Genomic DNA, 23276 nt, shown 5'->3' on the forward strand with positions numbered 1-23276 from the left:
GTGGGTGCGCTGTGCGACGTGGCGCTTGCCGGAGTGTTGCGGCTGCGGGAGGTGGGTGGCTGGCCGCGCAGTTCCCCGCGCCCCTCAAGAGGGGCTGCGCCCCATCTTTGAGCGCGCCCCTGAAGGCAAAGACCGCGCCGTTCCCCGCGCCCCTGAGGGGGCCGCCGGGGTGCGCACCCAGCCCCCACCGGCCCGTTTTTAGGGGCGCGGGGAACTGCGCGCTCAGCCCCCACCGGCCCGCAGCCAAAGCGCAGCCCCAGCCACCCACCCCCCAGGGGCGCGGGGAACTGCGCACCCGGCCTCCACCGACCTGTTTTTAAGGGGCGCGGGGAACTGCGCGCTCAGCCCCCACCGGCCCGCAGCCAATGCGCAGCCCCAGCCACCCCGCCCCCCAGGGGCGCGGGGAACTGCGCGACCGGCCCCCGCCGGCCCGCAGCCAATGCGCAGGCCGAGCCACCCCCTGCCCCTACCAGGAAGACTTCCGCACCCCCGGCAGGAAGCCTCCATGTCCCAGTACCCGCAGGTTCACCCGGGAGATTCCGAACGCCCGGTAATAGCCCCGCGGACGCCCGTCCACCGCGTCCCGGTTGCGTACCCGCCCCGCCGCAGCATCCCGCGGCTGCCGCCGCAGCTCCCGTCCCGCGGCCAGCCGCTCCGCCTCCGTGGAGGTCGGCCGCCGCACGATCTCCTTCAGCTCGGCCCGCCGCACGGCGTACCGCGCCACCACGACCCGCCGCGCCTCGTTCTTCGCGATCTTGCTCTTCTTCGCCATCAGACCTTCACCCCGCGGGCCCGGATCCGCGCCACGGCGGCCTCGACGCCGATGACGTCGACCGTCTTGATGCCCTTGGTGCTCAGCCTCAGCCGTACGTACCGCCCCTCGCCCGGCAGCCAGTACCGCTTGCTCTGGATGTTCGGGTCGAAGCGGCGCGACGTGCGCCGGTGCGAGTGGGAGATGGATTTGCCGAAGCCCGGCCGGGCCCCGGTCAGCATGCAGTGCGCGGACATGGTGAGTGACGTACCTCTCTCGATCTCTCCCATCCCCGTTATTGGTAATGGGAGTCGTTTTCATATACTAGCCACATGGCACGCAACGAACTCCGCCCGGTCGTCAGACTCCGTTCCACGGCCGGAACCGGCTACACGTACGTCACCCGCAAGAACCGCCGCAACGACCCCGACCGGATGACCCTGCGCAAGTACGACCCCCGCGCCGGCCGGCACGTCGACTTCCGAGAGGAGCGCTGAACGCCATGCGTGAGGGAATCCACCCGGCGTACGGACCCGTCGTCTTCCGGGACCGGGCCGCGAACCACGCCTTCCTGACCGGCTCGACCATGACGAGCGACAAGACGATCGAGTGGGAGGACGGCAACACGTACCCGGTCGTCGACGTCGAGATCTCGAACGTGAGCCACCCCTTCTACACGGGCACGGCCCGCGTACTGGACACGGCCGGCCGCGTGGAGCGCTTCGAGCGCCGCTTCGGCGCGGGCCACGGCCGGCGCGACGGCCAGAGCGGGGAGCGCTGATGCTGTCCGTCGCCGTCGTCGGCGGGCTGCACGCCGACGCCCGCGTGCAGGCCGTGGACCGCCTGCTCGCCGACGTGCCGGGCGCCGTGGCACTGCACCACGACCTCGCGACGGCCGTGCAGGGCACGGTGGTACGGACCGTCCGCGACCGCACCGGCATCGTCTCGGCCGGTGAGGCACCGCTCGTCAACGACTGCGCGTGCTGCGCCCTGCGCGAGGACCTCGTCCCGGAGCTGGAGCGGCTCGCGGCGGACGGCGTGACCCGGCTCGCGATCGTCGAACTGTGGGACTCGGTCGAGCCGAAGGCGATGGCCGAGGTGGTCGCGAGCGCAGGGCTCCGTCTGACGGGTGTGATCACCGCGGTCGACCCCGCGCTGGTGCTCCCGTACCTCGGCAACGGCGACGACCTCGCCGACGCGGGCCTCGCCGCCGCCCCGACCGACCAGCGCACCATCGCCGACACCTTCGCCCGTCAGCTGGAGTACGCCCCGGTCCTGGCCCTCGCCGACTCGGCGGAGGCCGACGACGAGGACCGCGCCCTGCTGGCCCAGCTCCACCCGACCGCCCACCGGATCCCGATCACCCCCTCCGGGCCCGACGCCGGGGAAGCCACCCCCGCACCCTCCGCTCCCTCACCCCTCGCCGCCGCCGCACTCGCCGGTTTCGACGTGGAGTCGGCCGCCGCGGCCCAGCATCCGGCCTGCGCGCTGCTGCCCGCCGAGGCGGACGAATGCGGCGTCACCACGCTCGTATGGCACCGGAGCCGGCCGTTCCACCCGGAGCGGCTCTACGCGGCGCTGGAGGACCTGGCCTGCGCCGCCGCGCGCAGCCGGGGCCGGTTCTGGCTCGCGGACCGGCCCGACACCCTGCTGCACTGGGACGCGGCCGGCGGCGCGCTGTGCGTGGAGAGCGCCGGGCCGTGGATGGCGTCCCTGCCCGACGCGGCCTGGGACATGGTGCCGCCGGTGCGCCGGGCCGCCGCCGCGCTCGACTGGCATCCCGAGCACGGCGACTGCTGCCAGCACCTCGTCTTCACCTCACCGGGCCTCGACCGCGACGGGCTCGAACTGCTCCTGGAGTCCTGCCTGCTGACCGACACGGAGTACGCCGCAGGACGCACCGCCTGGAAACGGCTCCCGCCCGCCTTCGACACCCTCCTGGAGGTCTGACCCATGGCCCGTGACGCCCCCGGCGCCCGTAACACCCGCACCACTCGCAACGCCGGACGCAAGGTGTCCCCGCCCCGGCCCAACCCGTTGGATGCGGCGAAGATCACGTACATCGACTACAAGGACACGGACCTGCTGCGGAGGTTTCTCTCCGACCGCGGAAAGATTCGCAGTCGCAGGGTCACCCGGGTCTCCGCCCGGCAGCAGCGACAGCTGGCCCGCGCGATCAAGAACGCCCGCGAGATGGCTCTGCTGCCCTACGCGTCACGCTAGGCACGGCCGCCACGGAGGCCTCAGCCGGTCCCGGAGGACTCCCGTGGTTCCCTGCTCCCCAGGTACCCCAAGGTCCCGGCGGCCTCCCGGGCCCCGTCCGCCCCCGCCGGCCCGCCGGCCCCGCCCCGCCCGTTCATTCTTCGGGCGGGGCGGGCTCGTGAGGGAACACGAAGGGCCCGGTGTGCGTCTCTTTCCATTGAACGGGCGCGGAGTTGGAACGATTCGGGCTTCGCGACCGTCAAACCTGTAACCACGAGACCACCCCCCGTGCACGTGCATCTGCCCATGCATCTGCATGTGAAGACAGCTATGATCCGGGGCAGTTGACCACTGCATCTATGGCAACAGACGCCAATGCACCACCGGGGAGCGACCTGTGGACCACGACGTGTACAACGGCATGGCTGCCACGGAGCTGCACGGGGCGGCCTGGCAGAAGAGCCGGCACAGCAACTCGCAGGGTTCCTGCGTGGAGTTCGCCCGGCTGCCCGGCGGCGAGGTGGCCGTGCGCAACTCGCGCTTCCCCGACGGCCCCGCCCTCGTCTACACCCGCGCGGAGATCGAGGCCATGCTCCTGGGCATCAAGGACGGCGAGTTCGACCACCTGATAGCGGGCTGACGCCGGCGGCCGTCAGCGGCGCGTGCGGAGGTGCGGGGCGGTGTATACGGACCGCGTGCCGTGCGCCCGGTGGCACGCCGGAGCGCCCGACGGCCCCGGGACCCCGTAACGCGCGTAGAACCGCGGCGCGAAAAAAGCGCCGCGGTTCGTCACGCGGAGGGCCCCAGGCGGAACAGCGCCCAGACGACCTTGCCGTTGAGCGTGTTGGCCAGCGGGTGCCAGCCCCAGCCGTCGGCGAAGGACTCGACGAGGAACAGGCCCCGTCCCGACTCCGCCGAGAAGTCGTCGGAGTCGCCCGCGACCGGGCTGTCGTGGCTGGGGTCGCGCACCGCGCACACCAGCCGCTCGGTCCACCGCATCAGGTGCAGCCGCACGGGCGGGTCCTGGTCGGCGGAGCGGGGGGTGTCCGCGGGCAGCGCGTGCCGCAGCGCGTTGGTGACGAGTTCCGAGACCACCAGACAGATGTCGTCGAAGCGGTTGCCCACGTCCCACTGGTCGAGCGTGCGGCGGGTGAACTGCCGTGCGTCGCGCACCGCTTCGTAACGGGGCGGGAGGGCGCAGGAGGCGGCGTTGGAGACGGCCGCCGGGTCCAGTGGCGGAAGCCCCTGCCTTAACGGCTCCAGCATGGTCGATCCATTCGTCCCCATGCGAGGCACTCCCGGGGTTCGCGGTCGTTGCGATGCAGCGGTGGCGCGAGACCATCGTTCCGTCTGCGTTCAGCAGATGCAAGGGCAGATGCACGTGCACGCGCCCGAATTGGACCCTCCCGTGCCGCTTGTTGGTGCTTTTTTCCGCCACCTCTCCGCCACATTTCTCGGTCTGGCTTGTCTTCTCCTTGTCGTTTCCTGTGTAACTCCCCTGAAAGCTTGCCGTTTCTGTAACCGAACGAGTACTGCTTGAAGTGTTTTAGTGGCAGACTGCGGCCCTTGAAGACGGGTTGGGGAGGCTGGCGAACGTGAGCGCGCAGGAGTCGGGATCGGTGGTACGGCGCATGCTGCTCGGCTCACATCTGAGGCGGCTGCGCGAATCGCGTGGGATCACCCGTGAGAAGGCCGGTTACTCGATCCGCGCCTCCGAATCGAAGATCAGCCGTATGGAGTTGGGCCGGGTGAGCTTCAAGACGAGAGACGTCGAGGATCTGCTGACGCTCTACGGGATTGCCGACGAGGCGGAGCGCAAGTCACTGCTCTCGCTCGCCAAGGAGGCCAACGTCGCGGGCTGGTGGCACAGTTACTCGGACGTCCTGCCCAGCTGGTTCCCGACCTATGTCGGGCTGGAGGGCGCCGCGGCCCATATCCGCTCGTACGAGGTGCAGTTCGTGCACGGGCTGCTGCAGACCGAGGCGTACGCGCACGCGGTCGTCACCCGGGGCATGACAGGCGCGAGCGCGGCCGACATCGAGCGGCGCGTGGCGCTGCGCCTGGAGCGCCAGAAGTACCTCGTGGCGGAGAGCGCGCCCGAGTTCCACGTGGTGCTGGACGAGGCGGCGCTGCGGCGGCCCTACGGCGACCGGAGCGTGATGCGCGGTCAGCTCCAGCACCTCATCGACATCTCCCAGCGCCCGAACGTGCGGCTGCAGGTGATGCCGTTCAGCTTCGGCGGGCACGCGGGGGAGAGCGGCGCCTTCACGGTGCTCAGCTTCCCCGAGTCCGATCTGTCCGACGTGGTCTACCTGGAACAGCTCACCAGCGCGCTGTATCTGGACAAGCGCGAGGACGTCGCCCAGTACGAGAAGGCGATGAAGGAGCTCCAGCAGGACAGTCCGGGCCCCGACGAGAGCCGCGATTTGCTCAGAGGACTGCTCCAACTCAGTTGAAACACCCGTACGATGACATGTGATCAGACCGTGAAGATGCATGGGCTGTTGCCTCGGGCAGCAAGGGATTGAGGGATCACATGTCGTCGTCCTACTTCACCGACCTGGCTCAGCAGTACATCGACGGCCGATGGCGTCCTGGCACCGGGTCCTGGGACATCATCGACTTCAATCCGTACGACGGTGAGAAGCTGGCCTCGATCACGATAGCCACGGTCGACGAGGTGGACGAGGCCTACCGGGCCGCCGCCCGCGCCCAGAAGGAATGGGCGGCGACGAACCCGTACGCGCGGCGGGCCGTGTTCGAGAAGGCGCTGCGGATCGTCGAGGAGCGCGAGCAGGAGATCGCCGAGGTGATCGTCGCCGAACTCGGCGGCACCCGGCTGAAGGCCGGCTTCGAACTGCACCTCGCCAAGGAGTTCCTGCGCGAGTCGGTCAACCTGGCGCTGCGGCCCGAGGGCAAGATCATCCCCTCGCCCGGCGACACCAAGGAGAACCGCCTCTACCTCGTCCCGGTCGGCGTCGTCGGTGTGATCAGCCCCTTCAACTTCCCGTTCCTGCTGTCCCTGAAGTCCGTGGCGCCCGCCCTGGCCCTCGGCAACGGCGTGGTCCTCAAGCCGCACCAGAACACCCCGATCGTGGGCGGTTCGCTGGTCGCGAAGATCTTCGAGGACGCGGGTCTGCCGGCCGGTCTGCTCAACGTCGTGATCACCGACATCGCGGAGATCGGCGACGCCTTCCTGGAGCACCCGGTCCCGAAGGTGATCTCCTTCACCGGCTCCGACAAGGTCGGCCGCCATGTCGCGACCGTCTGCGCCGCGCACTTCAAGCGCTCGATCCTCGAACTGGGCGGCAACAGCGCCTTGGTGGTCCTGGACGACGCGGACGTCGACTACGCCGTGGACGCCGCGGTCTTCAGCCGGTTCGTGCACCAGGGCCAGGTCTGCATGGCCGCGAACCGCATCCTCGTGGACCGCTCGGTGGAGACGGAGTTCACCGAGAAGTTCGTGGCGAAGGTGAAGTCCCTCAAGGTCGGCGACCCGAGCGACCCGGAGACCGTCATCGGCCCGGTCATCAACTCCTCGCAGGCGGACGCGCTGTCGTCCGTGGTGGGCCAGGCGCTCGCCGAGGGCGCGACCGCGCTCGTGCGGGGCGCCACCAACGACAACCTCGTCGAGCCGACCGTCCTGACCGGTCTGCCCGCCGAGTCCGACGTCCTCCGGCAGGAGATCTTCGGCCCGGTCGCGCTCCTCGTGCCGTTCGACGGCGAGGAGGAGGCGGTACGGATCGTCAACGACACCCCGTACGGGCTGAGCGGCGCCGTGCACACCGCCGACGTCGAGCGCGGTGTCTCCTTCGCCAAGCGGATCGACACGGGCATGTTCCACGTGAACGACGGCACCGTGCACGACGAGCCGCTGGTCGCCTTCGGCGGCGAGAAGTCCTCGGGCGTGGGCCGGCTGAACGGCGAGGCCACGGTCGAGGCGTTCACCACCCAGAAGTGGATCTCGGTCCAGCACGGCCGCAGCTTCTTCCCGTTCTGAGCGTTTCCGGGCAGAACCGCTCAGAACGGGGCGGTTCCAGGGCCGACAGGTCCGCGCCGGGTCCGTTGGGCCCGGCGCGCGGGGCGGCCCTACGCTTGACCGCATGTCAGCGATCCGCCTTCTCGTCCTCGGCGCCGTACGTCAGCACGGCCGGGCCCACGGCTACCAGGTGCGCAACGACCTGGAGTACTGGGGCGCGCACGAGTGGTCCAACGCCAAGCCGGGCTCGATCTACCACGCGCTCAAGCAGATGGCGAAGCAGGGGATGCTGATCGCCCACGAGATCGCGCCCTCCACGGTCGGCGGCCCGCCGCGCACGGAGTACGAGATCACGCAGAAGGGCACGCAGGAGTACCTCACCCTGCTGCGCGAGTCCCTGACCTCGTACGACCAGAAGCCGGACGTCCTCTCCGCGGCGCTCGGCTTCGTGGTGGACCTCGGCCGCGACGAGGCGCTCGAACTCCTGGAGGAGCGGGTGCGGGGCATCGAGGAGTGGCGCACGGCCGTCACCGAGCACTACGTGCCGGACGACGGGCCGGGCCAGCTCGGCCACATCGGCGAGATCATGAACTTCTGGGTCCACTCCGCCGACAGCGGCGCCGAGTGGACCCGCGGCCTGATCCAGCGGATCAAGGGCGGTGCGTACACCTTCGCGGGAGAGGGCGAGCCGTTCGTCGGGGTGCTCCCGGAGGGCGGGGAGAACCCGTACAGCACGGCGGAGACGCATCCGGAAGACGCCGGTTAATCAAGGTTGACTAAAAATCCGACACGTCGCGGGCCGGTGTCCGAAATTCATCGGGAATTCGTCGCGTGTGGCAAAGATTATCGACCTTGAAAAACACGTGCGATCAGCGCACTCGAAAGATCGTCAGGGTGTCTGATCTATGCCGCCAGTCGGGCTCGGAGACGGATTCAAGTCAGGGTGGGAATCCTCGCCGTCACCCCCTTGACGCTACGTTACCGTTCAGTCAATCATGTCCGATGCTACCGGCCGGAAACATGGATGGGGAGTGTCCCGCAATTGTCTGAAACATACCTTAAAGAAGAGGGCACCGTGTACGACCGCCTCGGCGAGCGTCCTCCCGTGGCGGAAATGATCAATTGGACGTTGCTGGGGCTCGACGAGGAAGCGCGGTCCATTCAGCTGTCTTTCACTGCTTCCAAGAAATTCATGAACCCCGGCGGCACCATCCACGGTGGTTTCATCAACGCCATGCTGGACGAATGCATGGGTTCGGCTGTCGTCGGTCTGACGCAGGCGAAGTTCCTGCCGGTCACCATCTCCATGACCACCGAGTTCATGCGGCCGGTCGCCCCGGGCGAGGTGCTCGGTGAAGGCCGCATCACGTCGATGAACGAGCGGTCCGCCTTTCTTGAGGGCAAACTCACGGACACCGAAGGCCGCCTGCTCGCCCGGTCGATCGGCAGCTTCCGCCTCTTCCCGTTCCCGGAGAACGCCAAGAACACCCCGACGGTCGGCTGACTCCCGTCCGCTGTTCGCTCCGACCCTCAGCTCATGGCGCAGCCGTGCCATGTCCCCATCGATCCGAGGTTGGCCCACGATGAACAGGAAACCGAGCCACTTAAAAAGCAACTTCGAAAGGCTCCTGTCCGCAACGGAGCTGGAATTCAAGGCCGAGATCGAGCAGAACCCGCTCCTCGATGTCGTGGCGAGCGGAAAAATGACGCGGGCGCACTACGTCGCCTACCTGCGGGAGACGTACCACATGGTGCGCCACACCTCCCGGATGCTGTCGCTCGCCGGTGCCAGGCTTGAGGACGACTACCGCAAACTGCGGGACTGGTTCTTCGAGCAGGTCCAGGAGGAGAACAACCACGACCTCTTCTGCGTCAAGGACCTCAGGCAGCTCGGCGAGGATCCGGAGGCCGTCCTGGCCGAACCTCCGGGACCGGGCTCATGGGGCCTGGTCGCCCAGAACTACTACATGGCGACCTATGGAAGCCCCCTCGGCATCCTCGGGGTGGCCAGCCTCACCGAGGGTCTCGGTGCCGAACTGGGCGGATCGATGGCCGAGATCCTCAAGGACACGTACGGCCTGGACCGCAACCAGGTCACCTTCATCCACAGCCACGCCGGCTTCGACGCCAAGCACATCGAGGACGTCAAAGAAGCGGTCAATGACTTCCTCATCAAGGACACCGACCTCGACGAGGTCATCCAGGGGCGCAGGATGACGATCCACTACTACAGCCAGATGTTCAAGGACGTTCTCGCGGCCGGGGCATAACGCCGACGAAGCCCGACGGGACAGCAGTTGAGTAGTGAGTACGTGAAGTCATGCATACCGGAGGAGTCGTGCAGCTCACGGTCGAGGACGTTCTGGAAAACCGCGACATGACCTTCCCCGTCACCTTCGCCGCGGCGCCGAAGAACGATGAAGTCCTGCAAGAGGTCAGAAAATACCGGACCTCGGAAATAAAGAGTGCGCAGGAGCTCAGCGAGTACGCAGAATTTCTGGAGAACTCCCTCAAGCCACTGGGCATGTTCAGTGAGGACTTCTTGCCCAGAGCATCATCCAAATGCTATAGGGTCACCTTCCGGGGTCAGCTCGTCGCCATCTTCCGGCTGACTCCCACGGATTCTGGATCACCTTTCCATCAGGTGATCCCCGGTGCTGCCGGCAAAAAAGTACTCGAAGTGAACAATGTGGCTGTCGAGCACTCCTACAAGGGTGATCTGCTGCTCGGCATCATCATGAAGTACTGTGCCCTGCTCGCGCACGCCGAAAGCTACGACTTCGTGGCCGGTCTGATACGGCACGATCTTCTCCCCCTCTTCACCGACTTCGGCACCGTACCTGTCCGCCATACCCCCTTCCATCTCCTCCGGAACGAGGAGGTGCACGATTACGTCACCTACTTCATGACGGACAGCAAGGAGCACATCGAGTACGCGATATCGCGCAGCTACCACTACTTTCACCGAAAGGTCACGATGCGGAAGATAGCCGCCGACGTCGCCGCGGCGAAAGCACGCCCGACCGAAGTCGTGAGGAGCTGAATCGTGCGGTCAGCGCATCACTTCGGCAGTACGAGCGGTCCCCCTCCTGTCGGCCTCTCCCTCGCCGGTACCGGCCGGCAGCAGGTGCCCGAACCGGACCCGCCCGCGTCGCTCCACCTCATGCGGATGATCGTGCAGGCCATGGCTGCCAAAACCGTCTGCGCCGCGGCCGAGCTCGGCCTCGCCGATCTGCTCGCCGAACGGCCCATGACCAGCGAGGAGCTGGCCGAGTCGACCGGCACGCAAGCCCTGCCCCTGCGCCGGCTGCTCCTGGCCCTCGCCGGGCTGGGTCTCGTGACCCCGCTCGACTCAGGCCGCTTCGCGCTCGCCGAGCCCGGTCAGCCACTCAGAACGGACGCCCCCGACTCCGTCCACAGTCTGATCCACACGATGTGCGGCCCGGAAGTGTGGCGCAGCTGGGGTGAGCTGGTCCCCGGTATACGGACCGGCAGGACCCCCTGGGAGCTGGCGCACGGCCTCAATTGGGCCGACTACTACGCACGTCACCCGTACGCCTCCGCATCCTTCAACCTGGCCATGTCCGAGCACACCCGCCGGCAGGCCCCTGCCGTCCTGGCAGTGGCCGACCTGGCCCGCTTCCGGACCGTGGCCGACCTCGGAGGCGGTGACGGCACCCTCATGGCGCACGTCCTGCGCGAGCACCCCGCCCTGCGAGGGGTCGTCTTCGACCTGCCGTCCGGCCTCGAAACCGCCGCCGCCACCCTCCGTGCCGCCGGGGTGGCCTCCCGGTCCCGCCTGGTCACTGGTGACTTCTTCGCGTCCGTCCCGGTCGGCCCGGACGCCTATCTGCTGAAGCAGATCCTCCACGACTGGACCGACGACGAATGCACCACCATTCTGCGCAATGTCCGCGCCGCGATTCCCGACAGCGGCCGAGTCCTCGTCCTGGAGCGCGTCCTGCCGCCCCAGGTCACTCCCGGCAGCCGGCAGGACGCGACCACGTTCCTCCTCGACCTCCACATGATGGTGGTGACCGGCGGCAAGGAGCGCACGGAGCAGGAGTACCGCGCGCTGCTTGAGGCAGCCGGCTTCTCGCTGGACCGCACGGTGGCCCTGCCTGACTCCGACTTCCGGGTCATGGAAGCCGCTCCGGCATGACGGCACATACGGAAGTGACGTACGGAAGGCCCGCACGGCACGGGAGGTGCCAGACATGACTTCGGCAGGTGGAGCGAGCGCCCTGGACGGCGGGGCCATCCTGGCCAATGCCCGTACCGTCGCGCCCGTATTGCGCGAGGAGGCCGCGGCGAACGAGCAAGGCCGGCGGCTGTCCGCCCGGACCGTCGAGGCGTTGCGTTCAACGGGCGTGTTCCGCATGGCGATGCCACGGTCCTGGGGCGGGCCCGAGGTCGACATCCGCACCCAGACCGACATCGTGGAGGAACTCTCGGCGGCCGACGGCGCTGCCGGCTGGTGCGCCATGATCGGCTCGGACGGAGGTTTCTACACCTCCGCGCTCGACGACGAGGTGGCCCGCAAGCTGTACCGCGACCTGGACGCGATCACGGCCGGCTGGATCGTTCCGGCCGGCACGTTGCGTCGCGTCGACGGGGGCTACCGGCTGGACGGCCGGTGGCAGTTCGGCAGCGGCTGCACCCACGCGGACGTGATCATCGGTGGCGCGGTGGTGTACGAGGGCGGTTCACCGGCGTTGACCGACGAAGGCCGGCCGGAGACCCGGGTGGCCGTGCTGCCGGCCTCCGCATTCGAGATCCTCGACACCTGGACCACCACCGGACTGGCGGGGAGCGGCAGCCACGACTACCGCGCGCACGACGTCCTCGTCCCCGCCGAGCAATCCTTCCGCTTTCGTGACCTGCGGGAACGTCGCCGCGAGGGCGTGCTCTACGGCTGGCCCGGCATGTTCTTCGCGAATCTGCCCGGAGTGCCGCTCGGCATCGCGCGCGGCGCGCTGGCGGACGCCGAGGAGATCCTGGCCACGAAGCCCGGAGCACTCGGCCGCCCGCCCGCCCGGGAGGACCCGAGGGTACGGGCCGACCTCGCCGAGGCCCACGCCATGGTGGGCGCGGCCCGCAGCTATCTGTACGGCGTCCTCGACGAACTCTGGGCGGTGCTGGAACAAGGCGGAGAACCCTCGCTGCGCCTGCGCGCCTGCCTGGTCGGCGCGTACAAGCACACCATCCGCAGCTGCCGCGACGCCGTACGTCTGCTGGCGGACGTGATCGGCAGCGCCTCGATCTACCGCGACTGCCCTCTGGAGCGCCGACTGCGCGACCTCACCACGGTGAGCCAGCACCTCATGGGCCAGCCCAAGATCATGGAGATGGCCGGGGCGCTGTGGCTCGGCGTCGACCGTGCCCTGGCCCGGAACCCGCTGTCGGCCGAGGGACTGATCTGACCGGTACCGGCCCGGTCCCCTGCGCCGGGCGGTCCCTCTCCCTGTGCGCACCCCACCCGCTCCCGCCGGAGGCTGATCTGCAGTGAGTTCCTTCGACTTCTACGTATCGCCGGTACCCGAGGAGATCTGGGGCGTCCCCATGGCGGGAAACACGCGCTTCAGCTGGGACTACGACAACGGCCGGGACCAGCTGCTGAACCTCTACCAGAAGGGCAAGGACAAGCAGTGGGACGCCCGGTCCCGCATCGACTGGGGCCTGGAGGTCGACCCGGACGATGTGGCGGGCCTCCCGGAGGAGTTCAACCCGCTCTCCGGCTCCCGGATCTGGGACCGGATGAACCGGAAGGAACGGACCGCCTTCACCCGTCACCAGGGCTCGTGGCTCTTCAGCCAATTCCTCCACGGCGAACAAGGCGCCCTGAACGTTTCCGCCCGTATCGTCGCCTCGGCCCCGGACATGGACTCCAAGTTCTACGCGGCCACCCAGACCATGGACGAGGCCCGCCACGTCGAGCTCTTCTCACGCTTCCTGCGCGAGAAGTCCGGCATGTACTACCCGGTCAACCAGGATCTGGCCAAGCTGCTCGCCGAATCCCTGGAGGACTCCCGCTGGGACCTCCCCTACCTGGGCATGCAGGTACTCATCGAAGGCCTGGCCCTGGCAGCCTTCGGCCTCTTCCGCGACCTGTCGACCAATCCGCTGGTCAAGCAGCTGCTCGCCTACGTCATGCAGGACGAGGCCCGTCATGTCGCCTTCGGCCGGCTCGCGCTCAAGGACCACTACAGCCGGCTGACCTCCAGGGAACGCGCCGAGCGCGAGGAATTCGTCGTCGAGGGCTGCTACTTGCTGCGCGATCGTTTCAAGGGCACGGAAGTGTACGAACAGCTCGGCCTCCCGCTCGACGTCTGCATGGACCATGTCGAGAACTCCGAGATGTACAAGCTGTACCAGTCCCTGCTCTTCAGCCGAGTCGTCCCCTGTGTGAAGGACATCGGGCTGTGGGGCGACCGAGTCCGGTCCGCGTACAGCAAGATGGGCATCCTCGACAACGCCAGGGGCAACCTCGCATCTCTCATGAAGCAGGACGAGGACATCGCCGAGGCCGAGGACCAGGTGCGGCACGAGCGCGAACTCGCGGCCCGCAGGCAAGAGGTCGACGAAGCGATCGCGCTCGGCGAGGAGGCGCCCGGGAGCGAGTGAGTCCAGACGGGCCTCCCTTCCCCCGGCACACCCTCCCCGCCTGCCCACGCGCCGTACCGCACCGCCCTCGGCACGAAGTCGGGAGGCTGTGCGCAACGAGCCGCGCCGCCGTTCTGCCTCAGTGGTGGAAGCCGGTCGCCGCCTCCTTGTCCCTCGTCAGCGGCCGTGACTGGCAGCGCAGTTCGGGCAGCAGGCGGCGCAGGTCCTCCAGGAACAGCTGGGCGAGGTCGGAGGAGAAGCCGTTGCGGCACACCACCCGCAGCACGGACAGGTCCTCGCGGTGGGCGGGGAAGGTGTACGCGGGCAGCAGCCAGCCCCGCTCCCGCATGCGCCGGGACACGTCGAAGACGTCGAACGCCGTGACGTCCGGGGCGGTGGTGAACGCGAACACCGGCAGCTGGTCGCCCCGGGTCAGCAGCCGGAACTCGTCGAGGGCCCCGATCCGTTCCGCGAGCCCCATGGCGACGTCCCGGGTCGTCTGCTGGACGGCCCGGTAGCCCTCCCGGCCCAGCCGCAGGAAGGTGTAGTACTGCGCCACCACCTGGGCGCCGGGACGGGAGAAGTTGAGCGCGAAGGTCGGCATGTCACCGCCCAGGTAGTTCACCCGGAAGACCAGTTCCTCCGGCAGCTCGGCGGGCGAGCGCCACAGCGCCCAGCCGACCCCCGGGTAGACCAGCCCGTACTTGTGCCCCGAGGTGTTGATGGAGGCGACCCGCGGCAGCCGGAAGTCCCAGACCAGGTCCTCGTCCACGAAGGGCGCCACCATCGCGCCGGACGCGCCGTCCACGTGGACGGGGATGTCCAGACCCGTGCGCTCCTGCAACCCGTCGAGCGCGGCGCAGAGTTCGGCGATCGGCTCGTACGACCCGTCGAAGGTGGAGCCGAGGACGCCGACGACCCCGATGGTGTTCTCGTCGCACAGCTCGGCGGCGGCCCGCGGGTCGAGGTGGAAGCGGTCGCCCTCCATGGGCACCTGGCGGGCCTCGACCTCCCAGAAGTTGCAGAACTTGTCCCAGCAGACCTGCACGTTGACGCCCATGACGAGGTTCGGGCGGGCGCCCGGGTACCGGTCCGCGTTGCGCTTGGCCCAGCGGCGCTTGAGCGCCATGCCGGCGAGCATGCACGCCTCGCTCGACCCGGTCGTCGAACACCCGACGGCGGCGGCCGGATCGGGCGCGTTCCACAGTTCGGCGAGCATCGCCACGCACCGGCGCTCCAGTTCGGCCGTGCGCGGGTACTCGTCCTTGTCGATCATGTTCTTGTCGCGGCACTCACCGAGCAGTATGTCGGCCTGCGGCTCCATCCAGGTGGTGACGAAGGTCGCGAGGTTGAGCCGGGAGTTGCCGTCCAGCATCAGCTCGTCGCGCACCAGCTGATAGGCCGTGGAGGGCGTCAGCGGCCCGTCGGGCAGCCGGTGCTGGGGCGGTGCCTCGGTCATGCCGCCGACCGGATTCGCCTCCCCGTAGAAGGGGTTGACGGTCGAGGGGTGCTCGTCGGACTTCGCGGGGCCTTTGTGGAGCGCCATGATGCCTCCGTTCGTCTGGGCGGGGTCCAGGGGTCGAGAAGGTCCAGGACTCCATGGTGGGCCACCCCCACGCCAAAAGCGGGTAAAACCGACATCGTGTGAGGCGGCTTTACGGCTTGCACCTCACGTGACGTGAGGCGTCAGCCTGGACCGCGTACGGAAAAGGCCGGAAAAGAGGGAGCGGAGCCATGAGCCACCCGGTGGGACAGGTCGCCCGTGTCGCCGGAGTGTCGGTGCGGACGCTGCACCACTACGACGGGATCGGGCTGCTCGTGCCGAGTGGGCGCAGCCACGCGGGCCACCGGCGCTACAACGACGCCGACCTCGACCGGCTGCAGCAGATCCTGTTCTACCGGGAGCTGGGGTTCCCGCTCGACGAGGTCGCGGCCCTGCTCGACGATCCGCGGGCGGATCCGCGCGCACATCTGCGCCGGCAGCACGACCTGCTGACCGCCCGCATCGAGAGGCTGCAGAAGATGGCCGCGGCCGTGGAACACGCCATGGAGGCACGCACGATGGGCATCGATCTCACACCCGAGGAAAGATTCGAGGTCTTCGGCGGCAGGGACCCGGAGGAGCACGCCGAGGAGGCCGAAAGCCGCTGGGGCGGCACGCGGGCGTACGCCGAGTCGCGGCGCCGCACCGCCCGCTACGGCAAGGACGACTGGCAGCGCATGCAGGCGGAGGCCGCCGCGTGGGGCGGGCGCTACGACGCCCTGATGGCCTCCGGTGAACCCGCCACGGGAGAGCCCGCCATGGACATGGCCGAGGAACACCGGCAGCACATCACCCGCTGGTTCTACGCGTGCTCGTACGCCATCCATCAAGGGCTCGGCGAGATGTACGTGTCCGACCAGCGGTTCAAGGAGTTCTACGACTCCGTGCGCCCGGGGCTGGCCGAGCACCTCAGGGACGCGATCACGGCGAACGCGGCGCGGCACGCGTGAGGACCGGGCAGAGGCGCCCGGGGGGAGAGGCGCCTGAGGTAAGGGGCCTGGGGCAAGGGGGCCTGGGTAAGGGGCGCCCGCAATGGCGGACGCCCCTTACCGAAAGGCCGCGCTGTTCCTCGGTCGGCTACTCCTTGACGATCACCACGGCCGTGCCGTACGCGCACACCTCCGTGCCCACGTCCTGCGCGTCCGTCACGTCGAAGCGGAACATCAGCACGGCGTTGGCGCCCCGCGCCTTTGCCTGCTCGACGAGCCGTTCCATGGCCTGGTTGCGGGTCTCCACCAAGGTCTTGGTGAGGCCCTTCAGCTCGCCGCCGATCATCGACTTCAGGCCCGCGCCGATCTGGCTGCCCAGATGCCTGGAGCGGACGGTCAGTCCGAAGACCTCACCGATGACCTGCTCGACCCGGTAGCCGGGTACGTCGTTCGTCGTCACGACCAGCACGTCGGGCCGGGGACCCTGGCCCCCGCCGTATTCTTCGATACCCATGGCTCACAGCTTTGTCCCAGTCGGGGCACAGTGCATCCTGTACGAGCCGGTGGAACCTGGTCACATCGTGGCGCGTTGATAACTTTGGTCGGCCACACCTTCGCCCGCCGCCGCATCCACCACCTCAGGAGCCCGGAATCGTGACGACGACGCTTGCCCTCGGCCCAAGCTGGTTGGATCCGGACTACCTACTGGACTCGTTCGGTATCTGGGGCCTGCTCCTGATCGTCTTCGCCGAGTCGGGCCTGCTCATCGGCTTCTTCCTGCCGGGTGACTCGCTGCTGTTCACGGCGGGCATGCTGATCACCGCGGGCACCCTGGACTTCCCGCTGTGGGGCGCCATCGGGCTCATCTGCGTCGCCGCGATCCTCGGCGACCAGGCGGGCTACATGTTCGGCAAGAAGGTCGGCCCGTCCCTCTTCACCCGGCCGGACTCGCGCCTCTTCAAGCAGGAGAACGTCGTCAAGGCGCACGAGTTCTTCGAGAAGTACGGCCCGAAGTCGCTGGTGCTGGCCCGTTTCGTGCCCGTCGTGCGCACGTTCACGCCGATCATCGCCGGCGTCAGCGGCATGAAGTACCGCTCGTTCCTGATCTTCAACGTGATCGGCGGCGTCCTGTGGGGCGCGGGCGTCACGGCGCTCGGGTCCTGGCTCGGCAGCATCGAGTTCGTCCACAAGAACATCGAGCCGATCCTGCTCCTGATCGTCTTCATCTCGGTCGTCCCGATCATCATCGAGTTCCTGCGGGCCCGCGGAAAGTCCAAGAAGGCAGCGGCGAACGGCACGCAGGACGAGCCCCAGGCCGGTCACGCCCAGCAGGCGGCCCCCCTCATGGACGACCGCACGGCCCAGCTCCGCCAGATCCCGCAGCCCCACCACAACGGCTACGACCAGCAGTACGGGCCCCAGCACGGCCAGGACCAGGGCTACGGCGACCAGGGCGGCCCGCAGCAGTACGACCAGTACGGCAACCAGAACCAGCAGCAGGACTACTACCAGCAGCAGCAGCCGTACGGCCAGGACCAGAACTACGGCGGGCAGCAGTACCAGTACCCGCAGGGCTACGGGCAGAACGCCCAGCAGTACCCCGAGGACCAGCAGCAGTACCAGCAGGGCCAGCCGTACCAGCAGGGTCAGCAGCAGTACCCCTACGGCCAGGATCACGGCCGCAACTGATCAGCCGCCTGGGCCCGCGCCCCTCAGGGGCGCGGGGAACTGCGCGCTCAGCCCCCACCGGCGGTCAGCCGACCACCGGCACAAGGCGCCCTCGCCGAGGACAGAGCCTAGAACCCCCGGGTCCGCTTCGCCGCCCGCCGCGCACCAGCGGCAGCCCCCGGCAGCCGCAGGAACAGCCGCGAGATCTCGGACCCCAGATTCATCCCGATCGCGATGGCCATCGCGAGCGCCGCTGCCTTGGAGAGCTGCACAAGGCCCTGGTCGACGTCGTTCTGGGCGATGGCGAGCAGCCCGAAGTACGTCGCGGAACCGGGCAGCAGCGGCCCGATCGCCGCAGTGGTGTACGGCAGCGCGGAGGCGAACCGGTAGCGCGACATGAGCTGCCCGAAGAGCCCCACCAGACCGGCCGCCACCGCCGTCGAGGCGACCGGTGAGATGTCGCCCGCGTAGTGCATCGCGCCGTACACGCTCCACGCGACACCGCCGTTGAGGGTCACGACCAGCACGGTCGACCGTTCCTGCTGGAGCAGGACCGCGAAGGCCAGCGTCAGGAGCATCGACGCGCCGATCTGCCACAGCGGCCGGTTCGTGGACAGCAGGGCCGCGTCCGGGTTGAGCTGGGCGCCCAGCGTCACGCCGAAGTACAGGATCACCAGGACGCCGATGACGATGCCCACGTAGAAGTACATGACTTCCAGGAGCCGGGCCGAGGCGGTGATGTAGTAGCCGGTCAGCCCGTCCTGCACGCCCGCCACGAGCGCCCGCCCGGGCAGCAGCGCGAACAGCCCACCGGTGATCACCGCGGACGCCCGTACGTCGACGTGCGCGATCGTGAGCGCGGCGCCGATCGCGGCGGCCGGCATCGCGGCCACCGTGAACTGGTAGAACTCCGGCAGCCCGCGCCCCGCGCACAGCCACGCCAGCCGGTCGCCCAGCATCGCGCCGACGACCGCCGCGACGAACACGATGACGTCACCACCGACGAGCACGGAGGCCGCACCCGCGAGCAGCCCGGTGGCGAGGGTCAGCACCCAGCCGCTGTAGGGGTGCCGGTTGCGGCGGATCTCCGCGAGCCGCCGGTAGGCCTCCTCAAGGGAGACCTCGGTCTCGTCGTCGCTGATGTCGTCGACGAGCTGGTACACGGCCGCGAGCCGCGTGTAGTCGGTGCCCCGGCGCCGCACGGTCCGCGACGCGGTCACCGGGTCGTCGACCAGCGAGGGCTGGTACGAGATCGACAGCAGGGTGAAGGTGACGTTCGGCTCGCAGCGGTCGAGGCCATAGGAGCGGCAGACGGCGAACATCGCCGCGTCCACGTCCTCGGCGCCCTCCCCGCCCGCGAGCAGCAGCTCGCCGACACGCAGGGTCAGGTCGAGGACGCGCGGCACGGCCGGGCCCTCGTCCTCCGTCTTCTGCACGGTCTCGGGCACGGGCCGGTCGGCGACCGGCATACGCAGCATCGTGCGCATACGGTCCTGCCAGGGGGCGTCCTTGGTGAGGCTCACGCGCGGTATGCCAGCCGGGGGCGTGAAGGCGGGCGGCGCGTCCCGGTAGCTGTACGTCCTCGGCGTGCTGAACGCGGACCCCTCGGCGGGATCGGCGGCGGGCGTCTGCGGGGCGCCGTAGCCCTTGGGCAGCGCGAACTCGGACGTCGTCGAGGACTCCTCCTCGACCGGCGGGGCCTGCGTCACCACACCGCTCGGCGGAACGAAGGCGCTGCGTGCCTCGTCCGACTGCGGTTTGCGGTCCTCGGCGTCCGGTTCCGTCACGCACTACTCCTGGTTCGCACGTCCAGTACGCCCCAGTATGCGCACTGGTACACAAACGGGCCGCGCGACCCGGTCGGGGTCACGCGGCCCGCAGGACACAGACGGATCAGTGACCGCCCGTCTCCTTGAAGCGCTTGTACGAACGCTCGATCTCGGCCTCGGCGTCCGTGCGGCCCACCCAGTTGGCGCCCTCGACGGACTTGCCCGGCTCCAGGTCCTTGTAGACCTCGAAGAAGTGCTGGATCTCCAGACGGTCGAACTCCGACACGTGGTGGATGTCCCGCAGGTGCTCCACGCGCGGGTCGTGCGCGGGGACGCACAGCAGCTTGTCGTCGCCGCCGGCCTCGTCCGTCATACGGAACATGCCGATCGTGCGGCACTGGATGAGGCAACCGGGGAAGGTCGGCTCGTCCAGGATGACCAGCGCGTCCAGCGGGTCGCCGTCCTCGCCGAGGGTGTTCTCGACGAAGCCGTAGTCGGCCGGGTAGCTGGTCGAGGTGAAGAGGCGACGGTCCAGACGGATCCGACCGGTCTCGTGGTCCACCTCGTACTTGTTCCGTGAACCCTTCGGAATCTCGATCGTGACGTCGAACTCCACCGGTGGCTCCTCCATGATCAACACATAGTTCTGGTGGTTAAGTGTCCCTCACGCAGGTGTGTGATCGCGAAAGGGGCTGGTGGTCGTGCCAGAGCTGAGGGCTTGGCGGGCCGCGAGACCGCATGTGGTGCGGGTCGCGCGATCCGTGGGACCGCAACTCGTACGGGCGGCGGAAGCCGTGAAGCCACCGCTCGTACGGGCGGCGGAAGCTGTGAAACCACCGCTCGCCCGGGCGACGGGAGTCGTGAAACCGCTGGTCAGGCGGCCGTCCACCGTGCAGTTCACGACGGGTGCCGCCGCCCTCGGACTCGTCGTGGCGGCCACCGTGGTCACCGCGGCCGGGCCCTGGGACTCCACCGGCCAGCGTACGGCGGAGCGCGACTGGGCCGCATCGCGGGAGCGCGCAGGTGGCGCAGATCACGGCTCGGTGTCCGGTACGTCCGGCAAGGAGCCGGCGCCCGCGCCGAGCGCCCTGTCCGTGCTCGCGGGCCTCGGCGGCTCGGTGGGCAGCGTCCCGTCGCCCACGGAGAAGGCCCTGAGCGGCGTCCTGGGACCGCTGCTCGACAACCCCGCGCTCGGCACCGACCGGGCGGGCGCCGTCGTCGACATGGCCACCGGCAAGCGGCTGTACGGCAAGGGCGCCGACACCGCGCTGACCCCGGCCTCCACCACGAAGATCGCGACGGCCGTGGCGGCGCTCACCGCGGCCGGCCCGGACCACCGCATCGCGACCCGGGCGGTCCTGGAGCCCGGCACCGAGGAGGTCGTCCTCGTCGGCGGCGGCGACCCCACGCTGACCGCCCGCAAGGACGCGGCCGGCAACGCGAGCCTGCGCGACCTCGCCGACGACACGGCCCGCGCCCTCAAGTCCCGCAAGGGCACAAAGACCGGCAAGGGCGGCAAGGCGGGCGAGGTGACGCTCTCGTACGACACCTCGCTGTACGCGGGCACCGCCGTGCACCCCATCGGCGCCGGCAACACCAACCTCGCCCCGGTCACCGCCCTGATGGCCGACGAGGGCCGCCTCGACGACTCCTCCAGCGGTCCCGCGGACCGCAGCGACGACCCGGCGGCGGACGCGGCGAAGAAGTTCGCCGACCTCCTGCACGAACGCGGTATCAGGACCACGGTTCCCGGCACCTCCAAGGCGTCGGCCCGCGCCAAGACCCTCGCCACCGTGAAATCGCCACCCCTGTCCGCACTCGTCGAACGCATGCTGACCAGCAGCGACAACGACATCGCCGAGGCCCTCGCCCGCCAGACCGCCCTCGCGTCGGACGAACCGGCGAGCTTCAAGGGCGGCGGCGCGGCGACCCGTGAGCAGCTGAAGAAGCTCGGGCTGCCGCTCAAGGGGGCGAAGTTCGCGGACGGCAGCGGTCTGGACCGCGCGGACAAGCTCACCGCCGGCCTGCTCACGGCCCTGCTGGCCGAGGCCGCCGACCCGGACCGCCCCGAACTGCGCCCGGTCCTCACCGGCCTGCCCGTCGCGGGCTTCACCGGCACCCTCAGCAAGCGGTACGCGGGCCAGCCCGGCACCGGCCTCGTACGCGCCAAGACCGGCACCCTGACCGGCGTGCACACCCTCGCGGGCACGGTCGTCGACACGGACGGCCGCCTCCTGGCCTTCGCGTTCCTCACCGAGTCCGACCCGCCCACGGACGCCGCGACCACCCAGCAGGGCCTGGATGCCCTGGCCTCGACCCTGGCTGGGTGCGGCTGCAACTAGCTCCGCACCGGGCCGCTGTCCGCTCGTCCACGGGCCGGTGGGGGTCGGCCGCGCGGTCCGGGCCCCGTAAGGGGCGCGGGGAACTGCGCGCCCGGCCACGACGGCGGCTCAGCCGAAGTCCGGGCGGGAGCGCCGGTAAGGGGCGCGGGGAACTGCGCGCCCAGCCACGACGCACCCGCACGTGATCCCCGGCCCGGGGCCCGCACGGCCCACCCCTGCCCCCAGCGGCAGCGCTCACGTACGGTTGGCAGCATGACGAGCATCCGTGGTGCCGAGATGGTCGACTGGAATCTCGCGGTGGCGACCGCGACCCGGCTCGTACGGCCGGGCCCAGAGGTGAGCCGCGACGAGGCCAGGGCCGTCGTCGCCGAGCTGCGCCGGCATGCAAAGGCGTCGGAGGAACACGTCCGCGGCTTCACGCGGATGGGCGGGGACGACCTCCACGACACCCCGGTTCTGGTCGTCGACCGCCCGGGCTGGGTCCGGGCGAACGTCGCCGGGTTCCGGGAGATCCTCAAACCGCTGCTCGACAAGATGCAGGAACGTCGCGGCAGCACCCCGGGCGGAGCCGTCCTCGGCGCCGTCGGCGGCAAGGTCACCGGCGTCGAGCTGGGCATGCTGCTGTCCTTCCTGTCCTCCAGGGTCCTGGGCCAGTACGAGACGTTCGCCCCGGCCACCCGGGAACTGCCCGCCGGGGAGAACGGCGGCGGCAGGCTCCTGCTGGTCGCGCCGAACATCGTGCACGTGGAGCGTGAACTCGACGTCCAGCCCCACGACTTCAGGCTCTGGGTCTGCCTCCACGAGGAGACCCACCGCACGCAGTTCACGGCCGTGCCCTGGCTGCGCGACCACCTTGAGGGCGAAATCCAGTCTTTCTTGGGGGAGACCGAGGTCGACCCCATGACCGTCCTGGAACGCGTCCGCGAGGCCGCCCAGTCCCTCGCGGGCAGCCGCCCCGAGGGCGAGGAGGGCGACGAGGCCCGCTCCCTCGTCGAGATCGTGCAGACCCCCGCCCAGCGCGAGATCCTCGGCAGGCTCACCGCGGTGATGTCCCTCCTGGAGGGTCACGCCGACTTCGTGATGGACGGCGTCGGCCCCGCCGTGGTCCCGTCCGTCGCCGAGATCCGGGAGAAGTTCCAGCAGCGGCGCGCCCGCGGCGCCTCCCGTCTCGACCTCGCCCTGCGCAAGCTGCTGGGCCTGGACGCGAAGCTTCGCCAGTACCGCGACGGCGAGCGTTTCGTACGCGCGGTCGTGGACGAGGTCGGCATGGACGGCTTCAACCGCGTGTGGACCTCGCCGAACACACTTCCCACCAAGTCGGAGATCGCCAAACCGGCGGACTGGGTCGCGCGGGTGCACCGTAAGGCAGAGTCGTGAATTGAATTCGGCCGACGGCAGGTGAACGCCCCTCCAATCACCCGTCCGAGGGACCGTGGGGCATGGGTAGGCGTGCAATGCTCGGGGAACGGCCCGGTTCTGTCACCATCGAC

25 protein-coding genes are annotated in these 23276 nt (G+C 69.3%); 18 read left to right on the forward strand and 7 right to left on the reverse strand.

The window, feature by feature from the left end; genetic code table 11:
- Positions 1-466: 466 nt before the first annotated feature.
- Both rpsN and rpmB read right to left on the reverse strand, forming a co-directional pair.
- Positions 467-772, reverse strand: coding sequence for a 30S ribosomal protein S14 (rpsN, locus tag ACFWGJ_RS13120; RefSeq protein ID WP_387323210.1), 306 nt, complete (start codon positions 770-772; stop codon positions 467-469).
- A complete protein-coding gene (gene rpmB / locus ACFWGJ_RS13125) occupies positions 772-1008 on the reverse strand; it encodes a 50S ribosomal protein L28 (protein ID WP_387323253.1) in 237 nt (78 codons plus the stop codon). Before rpmB ends, rpsN begins: the two co-directional genes overlap by 1 nt.
- A 75-nt stretch (positions 1009-1083) precedes the next feature.
- Here rpmB and rpmG point away from each other — a divergent pair, with 75 nt between their 5' ends.
- The 5 genes from rpmG (at position 1084) to ACFWGJ_RS13150 (ending at position 3593) form a co-directional block, all read left to right on the forward strand.
- Entirely contained in the window at positions 1084-1248 is a 165-nt protein-coding gene (gene rpmG / locus ACFWGJ_RS13130; protein ID WP_387323211.1) for a 50S ribosomal protein L33, read from the forward strand.
- A gap of 5 nt (positions 1249-1253) precedes the next feature.
- Positions 1254-1532, forward strand: coding sequence for a type B 50S ribosomal protein L31 (locus ACFWGJ_RS13135; protein ID WP_381833588.1), 279 nt, complete (start codon positions 1254-1256; stop codon positions 1530-1532).
- On the forward strand, positions 1532-2701 hold the full coding sequence (locus ACFWGJ_RS13140) for a GTP-binding protein (RefSeq protein ID WP_387323212.1): 1170 nt from the start codon (positions 1532-1534) through the stop codon (positions 2699-2701). Before ACFWGJ_RS13135 ends, ACFWGJ_RS13140 begins: the two co-directional genes overlap by 1 nt.
- Positions 2702-2704: 3 nt before the next feature.
- Complete coding sequence (gene rpsR, locus ACFWGJ_RS13145; protein WP_387323214.1) at positions 2705-2974, forward strand: 30S ribosomal protein S18; 270 nt, start codon at positions 2705-2707, stop codon at positions 2972-2974.
- 400 nt (positions 2975-3374) lie between these two features.
- Positions 3375-3593 carry a DUF397 domain-containing protein gene (locus tag ACFWGJ_RS13150; protein ID WP_387323255.1) on the forward strand — a complete coding sequence of 73 codons (219 nt, stop codon included), beginning with the start codon at positions 3375-3377 and terminating at the stop codon, positions 3591-3593.
- Positions 3594-3742: 149 nt separating this feature from the next.
- Here the strand turns inward: ACFWGJ_RS13150 and ACFWGJ_RS13155 are convergent, their stop codons facing one another.
- Positions 3743-4240, reverse strand: a complete 498-nt coding sequence (locus ACFWGJ_RS13155) for an ATP-binding protein (RefSeq protein WP_210881794.1) — start codon at positions 4238-4240, stop codon at positions 3743-3745.
- Positions 4241-4584: 344 nt separating this feature from the next.
- Between ACFWGJ_RS13155 and ACFWGJ_RS13160 the strand changes: the two genes are divergently transcribed.
- The 9 genes from ACFWGJ_RS13160 (at position 4585) to ACFWGJ_RS13200 (ending at position 13556) form a co-directional block, all read left to right on the forward strand.
- Positions 4585-5409, forward strand: a complete 825-nt coding sequence (locus ACFWGJ_RS13160; RefSeq protein WP_387323256.1) for a helix-turn-helix domain-containing protein — start codon at positions 4585-4587, stop codon at positions 5407-5409.
- 80 nt (positions 5410-5489) lie between these two features.
- Positions 5490-6953, forward strand: coding sequence for an aldehyde dehydrogenase family protein (locus ACFWGJ_RS13165; RefSeq protein WP_387323216.1), 1464 nt, complete (start codon positions 5490-5492; stop codon positions 6951-6953).
- 103 nt (positions 6954-7056) lie between these two features.
- Entirely contained in the window at positions 7057-7698 is a 642-nt protein-coding gene (locus ACFWGJ_RS13170; protein ID WP_387323218.1) for a PadR family transcriptional regulator, read from the forward strand.
- A gap of 309 nt (positions 7699-8007) precedes the next feature.
- The gene (locus ACFWGJ_RS13175; RefSeq protein ID WP_387323220.1) at positions 8008-8436 is read left to right on the forward strand and encodes a PaaI family thioesterase; all 429 of its coding nucleotides are present in this window, start codon (positions 8008-8010) and stop codon (positions 8434-8436) included.
- A 79-nt stretch (positions 8437-8515) separates the two neighbouring features.
- Complete coding sequence (locus tag ACFWGJ_RS13180; RefSeq protein ID WP_387323221.1) at positions 8516-9202, forward strand: TenA family transcriptional regulator; 687 nt, start codon at positions 8516-8518, stop codon at positions 9200-9202.
- A 68-nt stretch (positions 9203-9270) separates the two neighbouring features.
- On the forward strand, positions 9271-9975 hold the full coding sequence (locus ACFWGJ_RS13185; RefSeq protein ID WP_387323223.1) for a hypothetical protein: 705 nt from the start codon (positions 9271-9273) through the stop codon (positions 9973-9975).
- Positions 9976-9978: 3 nt separating this feature from the next.
- Positions 9979-11094, forward strand: a complete 1116-nt coding sequence (locus tag ACFWGJ_RS13190; protein WP_387323225.1) for a methyltransferase — start codon at positions 9979-9981, stop codon at positions 11092-11094.
- A gap of 55 nt (positions 11095-11149) precedes the next feature.
- Positions 11150-12355 carry an acyl-CoA dehydrogenase family protein gene (locus tag ACFWGJ_RS13195; protein WP_387323227.1) on the forward strand — a complete coding sequence of 402 codons (1206 nt, stop codon included), beginning with the start codon at positions 11150-11152 and terminating at the stop codon, positions 12353-12355.
- Between the two features lie 82 nt (positions 12356-12437).
- On the forward strand, positions 12438-13556 hold the full coding sequence (locus ACFWGJ_RS13200) for a ferritin-like domain-containing protein (protein WP_387323228.1): 1119 nt from the start codon (positions 12438-12440) through the stop codon (positions 13554-13556).
- 118 nt (positions 13557-13674) lie between these two features.
- Here ACFWGJ_RS13200 and ACFWGJ_RS13205 read toward each other — a convergent pair whose 3' ends face one another.
- Positions 13675-15081, reverse strand: coding sequence for a glutamate decarboxylase (locus ACFWGJ_RS13205; RefSeq protein WP_387323230.1), 1407 nt, complete (start codon positions 15079-15081; stop codon positions 13675-13677).
- Between the two features lie 188 nt (positions 15082-15269).
- On the opposite strand from ACFWGJ_RS13205, the gene ACFWGJ_RS13210 reads away from it, so the two are divergent.
- A complete protein-coding gene (locus ACFWGJ_RS13210; RefSeq protein ID WP_387323232.1) occupies positions 15270-16028 on the forward strand; it encodes a MerR family transcriptional regulator in 759 nt (252 codons plus the stop codon).
- Positions 16029-16155: 127 nt separating this feature from the next.
- Here ACFWGJ_RS13210 and ACFWGJ_RS13215 read toward each other — a convergent pair whose 3' ends face one another.
- Complete coding sequence (locus ACFWGJ_RS13215; RefSeq protein WP_387323234.1) at positions 16156-16521, reverse strand: YbjQ family protein; 366 nt, start codon at positions 16519-16521, stop codon at positions 16156-16158.
- A 140-nt stretch (positions 16522-16661) separates the two neighbouring features.
- Between ACFWGJ_RS13215 and ACFWGJ_RS13220 the strand changes: the two genes are divergently transcribed.
- Positions 16662-17696, forward strand: coding sequence for a DedA family protein (locus ACFWGJ_RS13220; RefSeq protein WP_387323235.1), 1035 nt, complete (start codon positions 16662-16664; stop codon positions 17694-17696).
- 107 nt (positions 17697-17803) lie between these two features.
- Here the strand turns inward: ACFWGJ_RS13220 and ACFWGJ_RS13225 are convergent, their stop codons facing one another.
- Complete coding sequence (locus ACFWGJ_RS13225; protein WP_387323236.1) at positions 17804-19462, reverse strand: threonine/serine exporter family protein; 1659 nt, start codon at positions 19460-19462, stop codon at positions 17804-17806.
- Between the two features lie 106 nt (positions 19463-19568).
- Positions 19569-20060, reverse strand: coding sequence for an inorganic diphosphatase (locus ACFWGJ_RS13230; RefSeq protein WP_033321679.1), 492 nt, complete (start codon positions 20058-20060; stop codon positions 19569-19571).
- 79 nt (positions 20061-20139) lie between these two features.
- Between ACFWGJ_RS13230 and dacB the strand changes: the two genes are divergently transcribed.
- Together dacB and ACFWGJ_RS13240 are read left to right on the forward strand one after the other, a co-directional pair.
- Complete coding sequence (dacB, locus tag ACFWGJ_RS13235) at positions 20140-21786, forward strand: D-alanyl-D-alanine carboxypeptidase/D-alanyl-D-alanine-endopeptidase (RefSeq protein ID WP_387323238.1); 1647 nt, start codon at positions 20140-20142, stop codon at positions 21784-21786.
- A gap of 252 nt (positions 21787-22038) precedes the next feature.
- The gene (locus ACFWGJ_RS13240) at positions 22039-23163 is read left to right on the forward strand and encodes a zinc-dependent metalloprotease (RefSeq protein ID WP_387323239.1); all 1125 of its coding nucleotides are present in this window, start codon (positions 22039-22041) and stop codon (positions 23161-23163) included.
- The last annotated feature ends 113 nt before the right edge of the window (positions 23164-23276 follow it).

Origin of the sequence: Streptomyces sp. NPDC060205, assembly GCF_042728395.1 — a bacterium.
GTDB lineage: Bacteria > Actinomycetota > Actinomycetes > Streptomycetales > Streptomycetaceae > Streptomyces.

What these genes read in the sequence shown, in the direction of transcription:
- rpsN (WP_387323210.1), bottom strand. Translation starts at nt 772, where the DNA reads ATGGCGAAGAAGAGCAAGATCGCGAAGAACGAGGCGCGGCGGGTCGTG.
- rpmB (WP_387323253.1), bottom strand. Translation starts at nt 1,008, where the DNA reads ATGTCCGCGCACTGCATGCTGACCGGGGCCCGGCCGGGCTTCGGCAAA.
- rpmG (WP_387323211.1), top strand. Translation starts at nt 1,084, where the DNA reads ATGGCACGCAACGAACTCCGCCCGGTCGTCAGACTCCGTTCCACGGCC.
- ACFWGJ_RS13135 (WP_381833588.1), top strand. Translation starts at nt 1,254, where the DNA reads ATGCGTGAGGGAATCCACCCGGCGTACGGACCCGTCGTCTTCCGGGAC.
- ACFWGJ_RS13140 (WP_387323212.1), top strand. Translation starts at nt 1,532, where the DNA reads ATGCTGTCCGTCGCCGTCGTCGGCGGGCTGCACGCCGACGCCCGCGTG.
- rpsR (WP_387323214.1), top strand. Translation starts at nt 2,705, where the DNA reads ATGGCCCGTGACGCCCCCGGCGCCCGTAACACCCGCACCACTCGCAAC.
- ACFWGJ_RS13150 (WP_387323255.1), top strand. Translation starts at nt 3,375, where the DNA reads ATGGCTGCCACGGAGCTGCACGGGGCGGCCTGGCAGAAGAGCCGGCAC.
- ACFWGJ_RS13155 (WP_210881794.1), bottom strand. Translation starts at nt 4,240, where the DNA reads ATGGGGACGAATGGATCGACCATGCTGGAGCCGTTAAGGCAGGGGCTT.
- ACFWGJ_RS13160 (WP_387323256.1), top strand. Translation starts at nt 4,585, where the DNA reads ATGCTGCTCGGCTCACATCTGAGGCGGCTGCGCGAATCGCGTGGGATC.
- ACFWGJ_RS13165 (WP_387323216.1), top strand. Translation starts at nt 5,490, where the DNA reads ATGTCGTCGTCCTACTTCACCGACCTGGCTCAGCAGTACATCGACGGC.
- ACFWGJ_RS13170 (WP_387323218.1), top strand. Translation starts at nt 7,057, where the DNA reads ATGTCAGCGATCCGCCTTCTCGTCCTCGGCGCCGTACGTCAGCACGGC.
- ACFWGJ_RS13180 (WP_387323221.1), top strand. Translation starts at nt 8,516, where the DNA reads ATGAACAGGAAACCGAGCCACTTAAAAAGCAACTTCGAAAGGCTCCTG.
- ACFWGJ_RS13195 (WP_387323227.1), top strand. Translation starts at nt 11,150, where the DNA reads ATGACTTCGGCAGGTGGAGCGAGCGCCCTGGACGGCGGGGCCATCCTG.
- ACFWGJ_RS13205 (WP_387323230.1), bottom strand. Translation starts at nt 15,081, where the DNA reads ATGGCGCTCCACAAAGGCCCCGCGAAGTCCGACGAGCACCCCTCGACC.
- ACFWGJ_RS13210 (WP_387323232.1), top strand. Translation starts at nt 15,270, where the DNA reads ATGAGCCACCCGGTGGGACAGGTCGCCCGTGTCGCCGGAGTGTCGGTG.
- ACFWGJ_RS13215 (WP_387323234.1), bottom strand. Translation starts at nt 16,521, where the DNA reads ATGGGTATCGAAGAATACGGCGGGGGCCAGGGTCCCCGGCCCGACGTG.
- ACFWGJ_RS13240 (WP_387323239.1), top strand. Translation starts at nt 22,039, where the DNA reads ATGACGAGCATCCGTGGTGCCGAGATGGTCGACTGGAATCTCGCGGTG.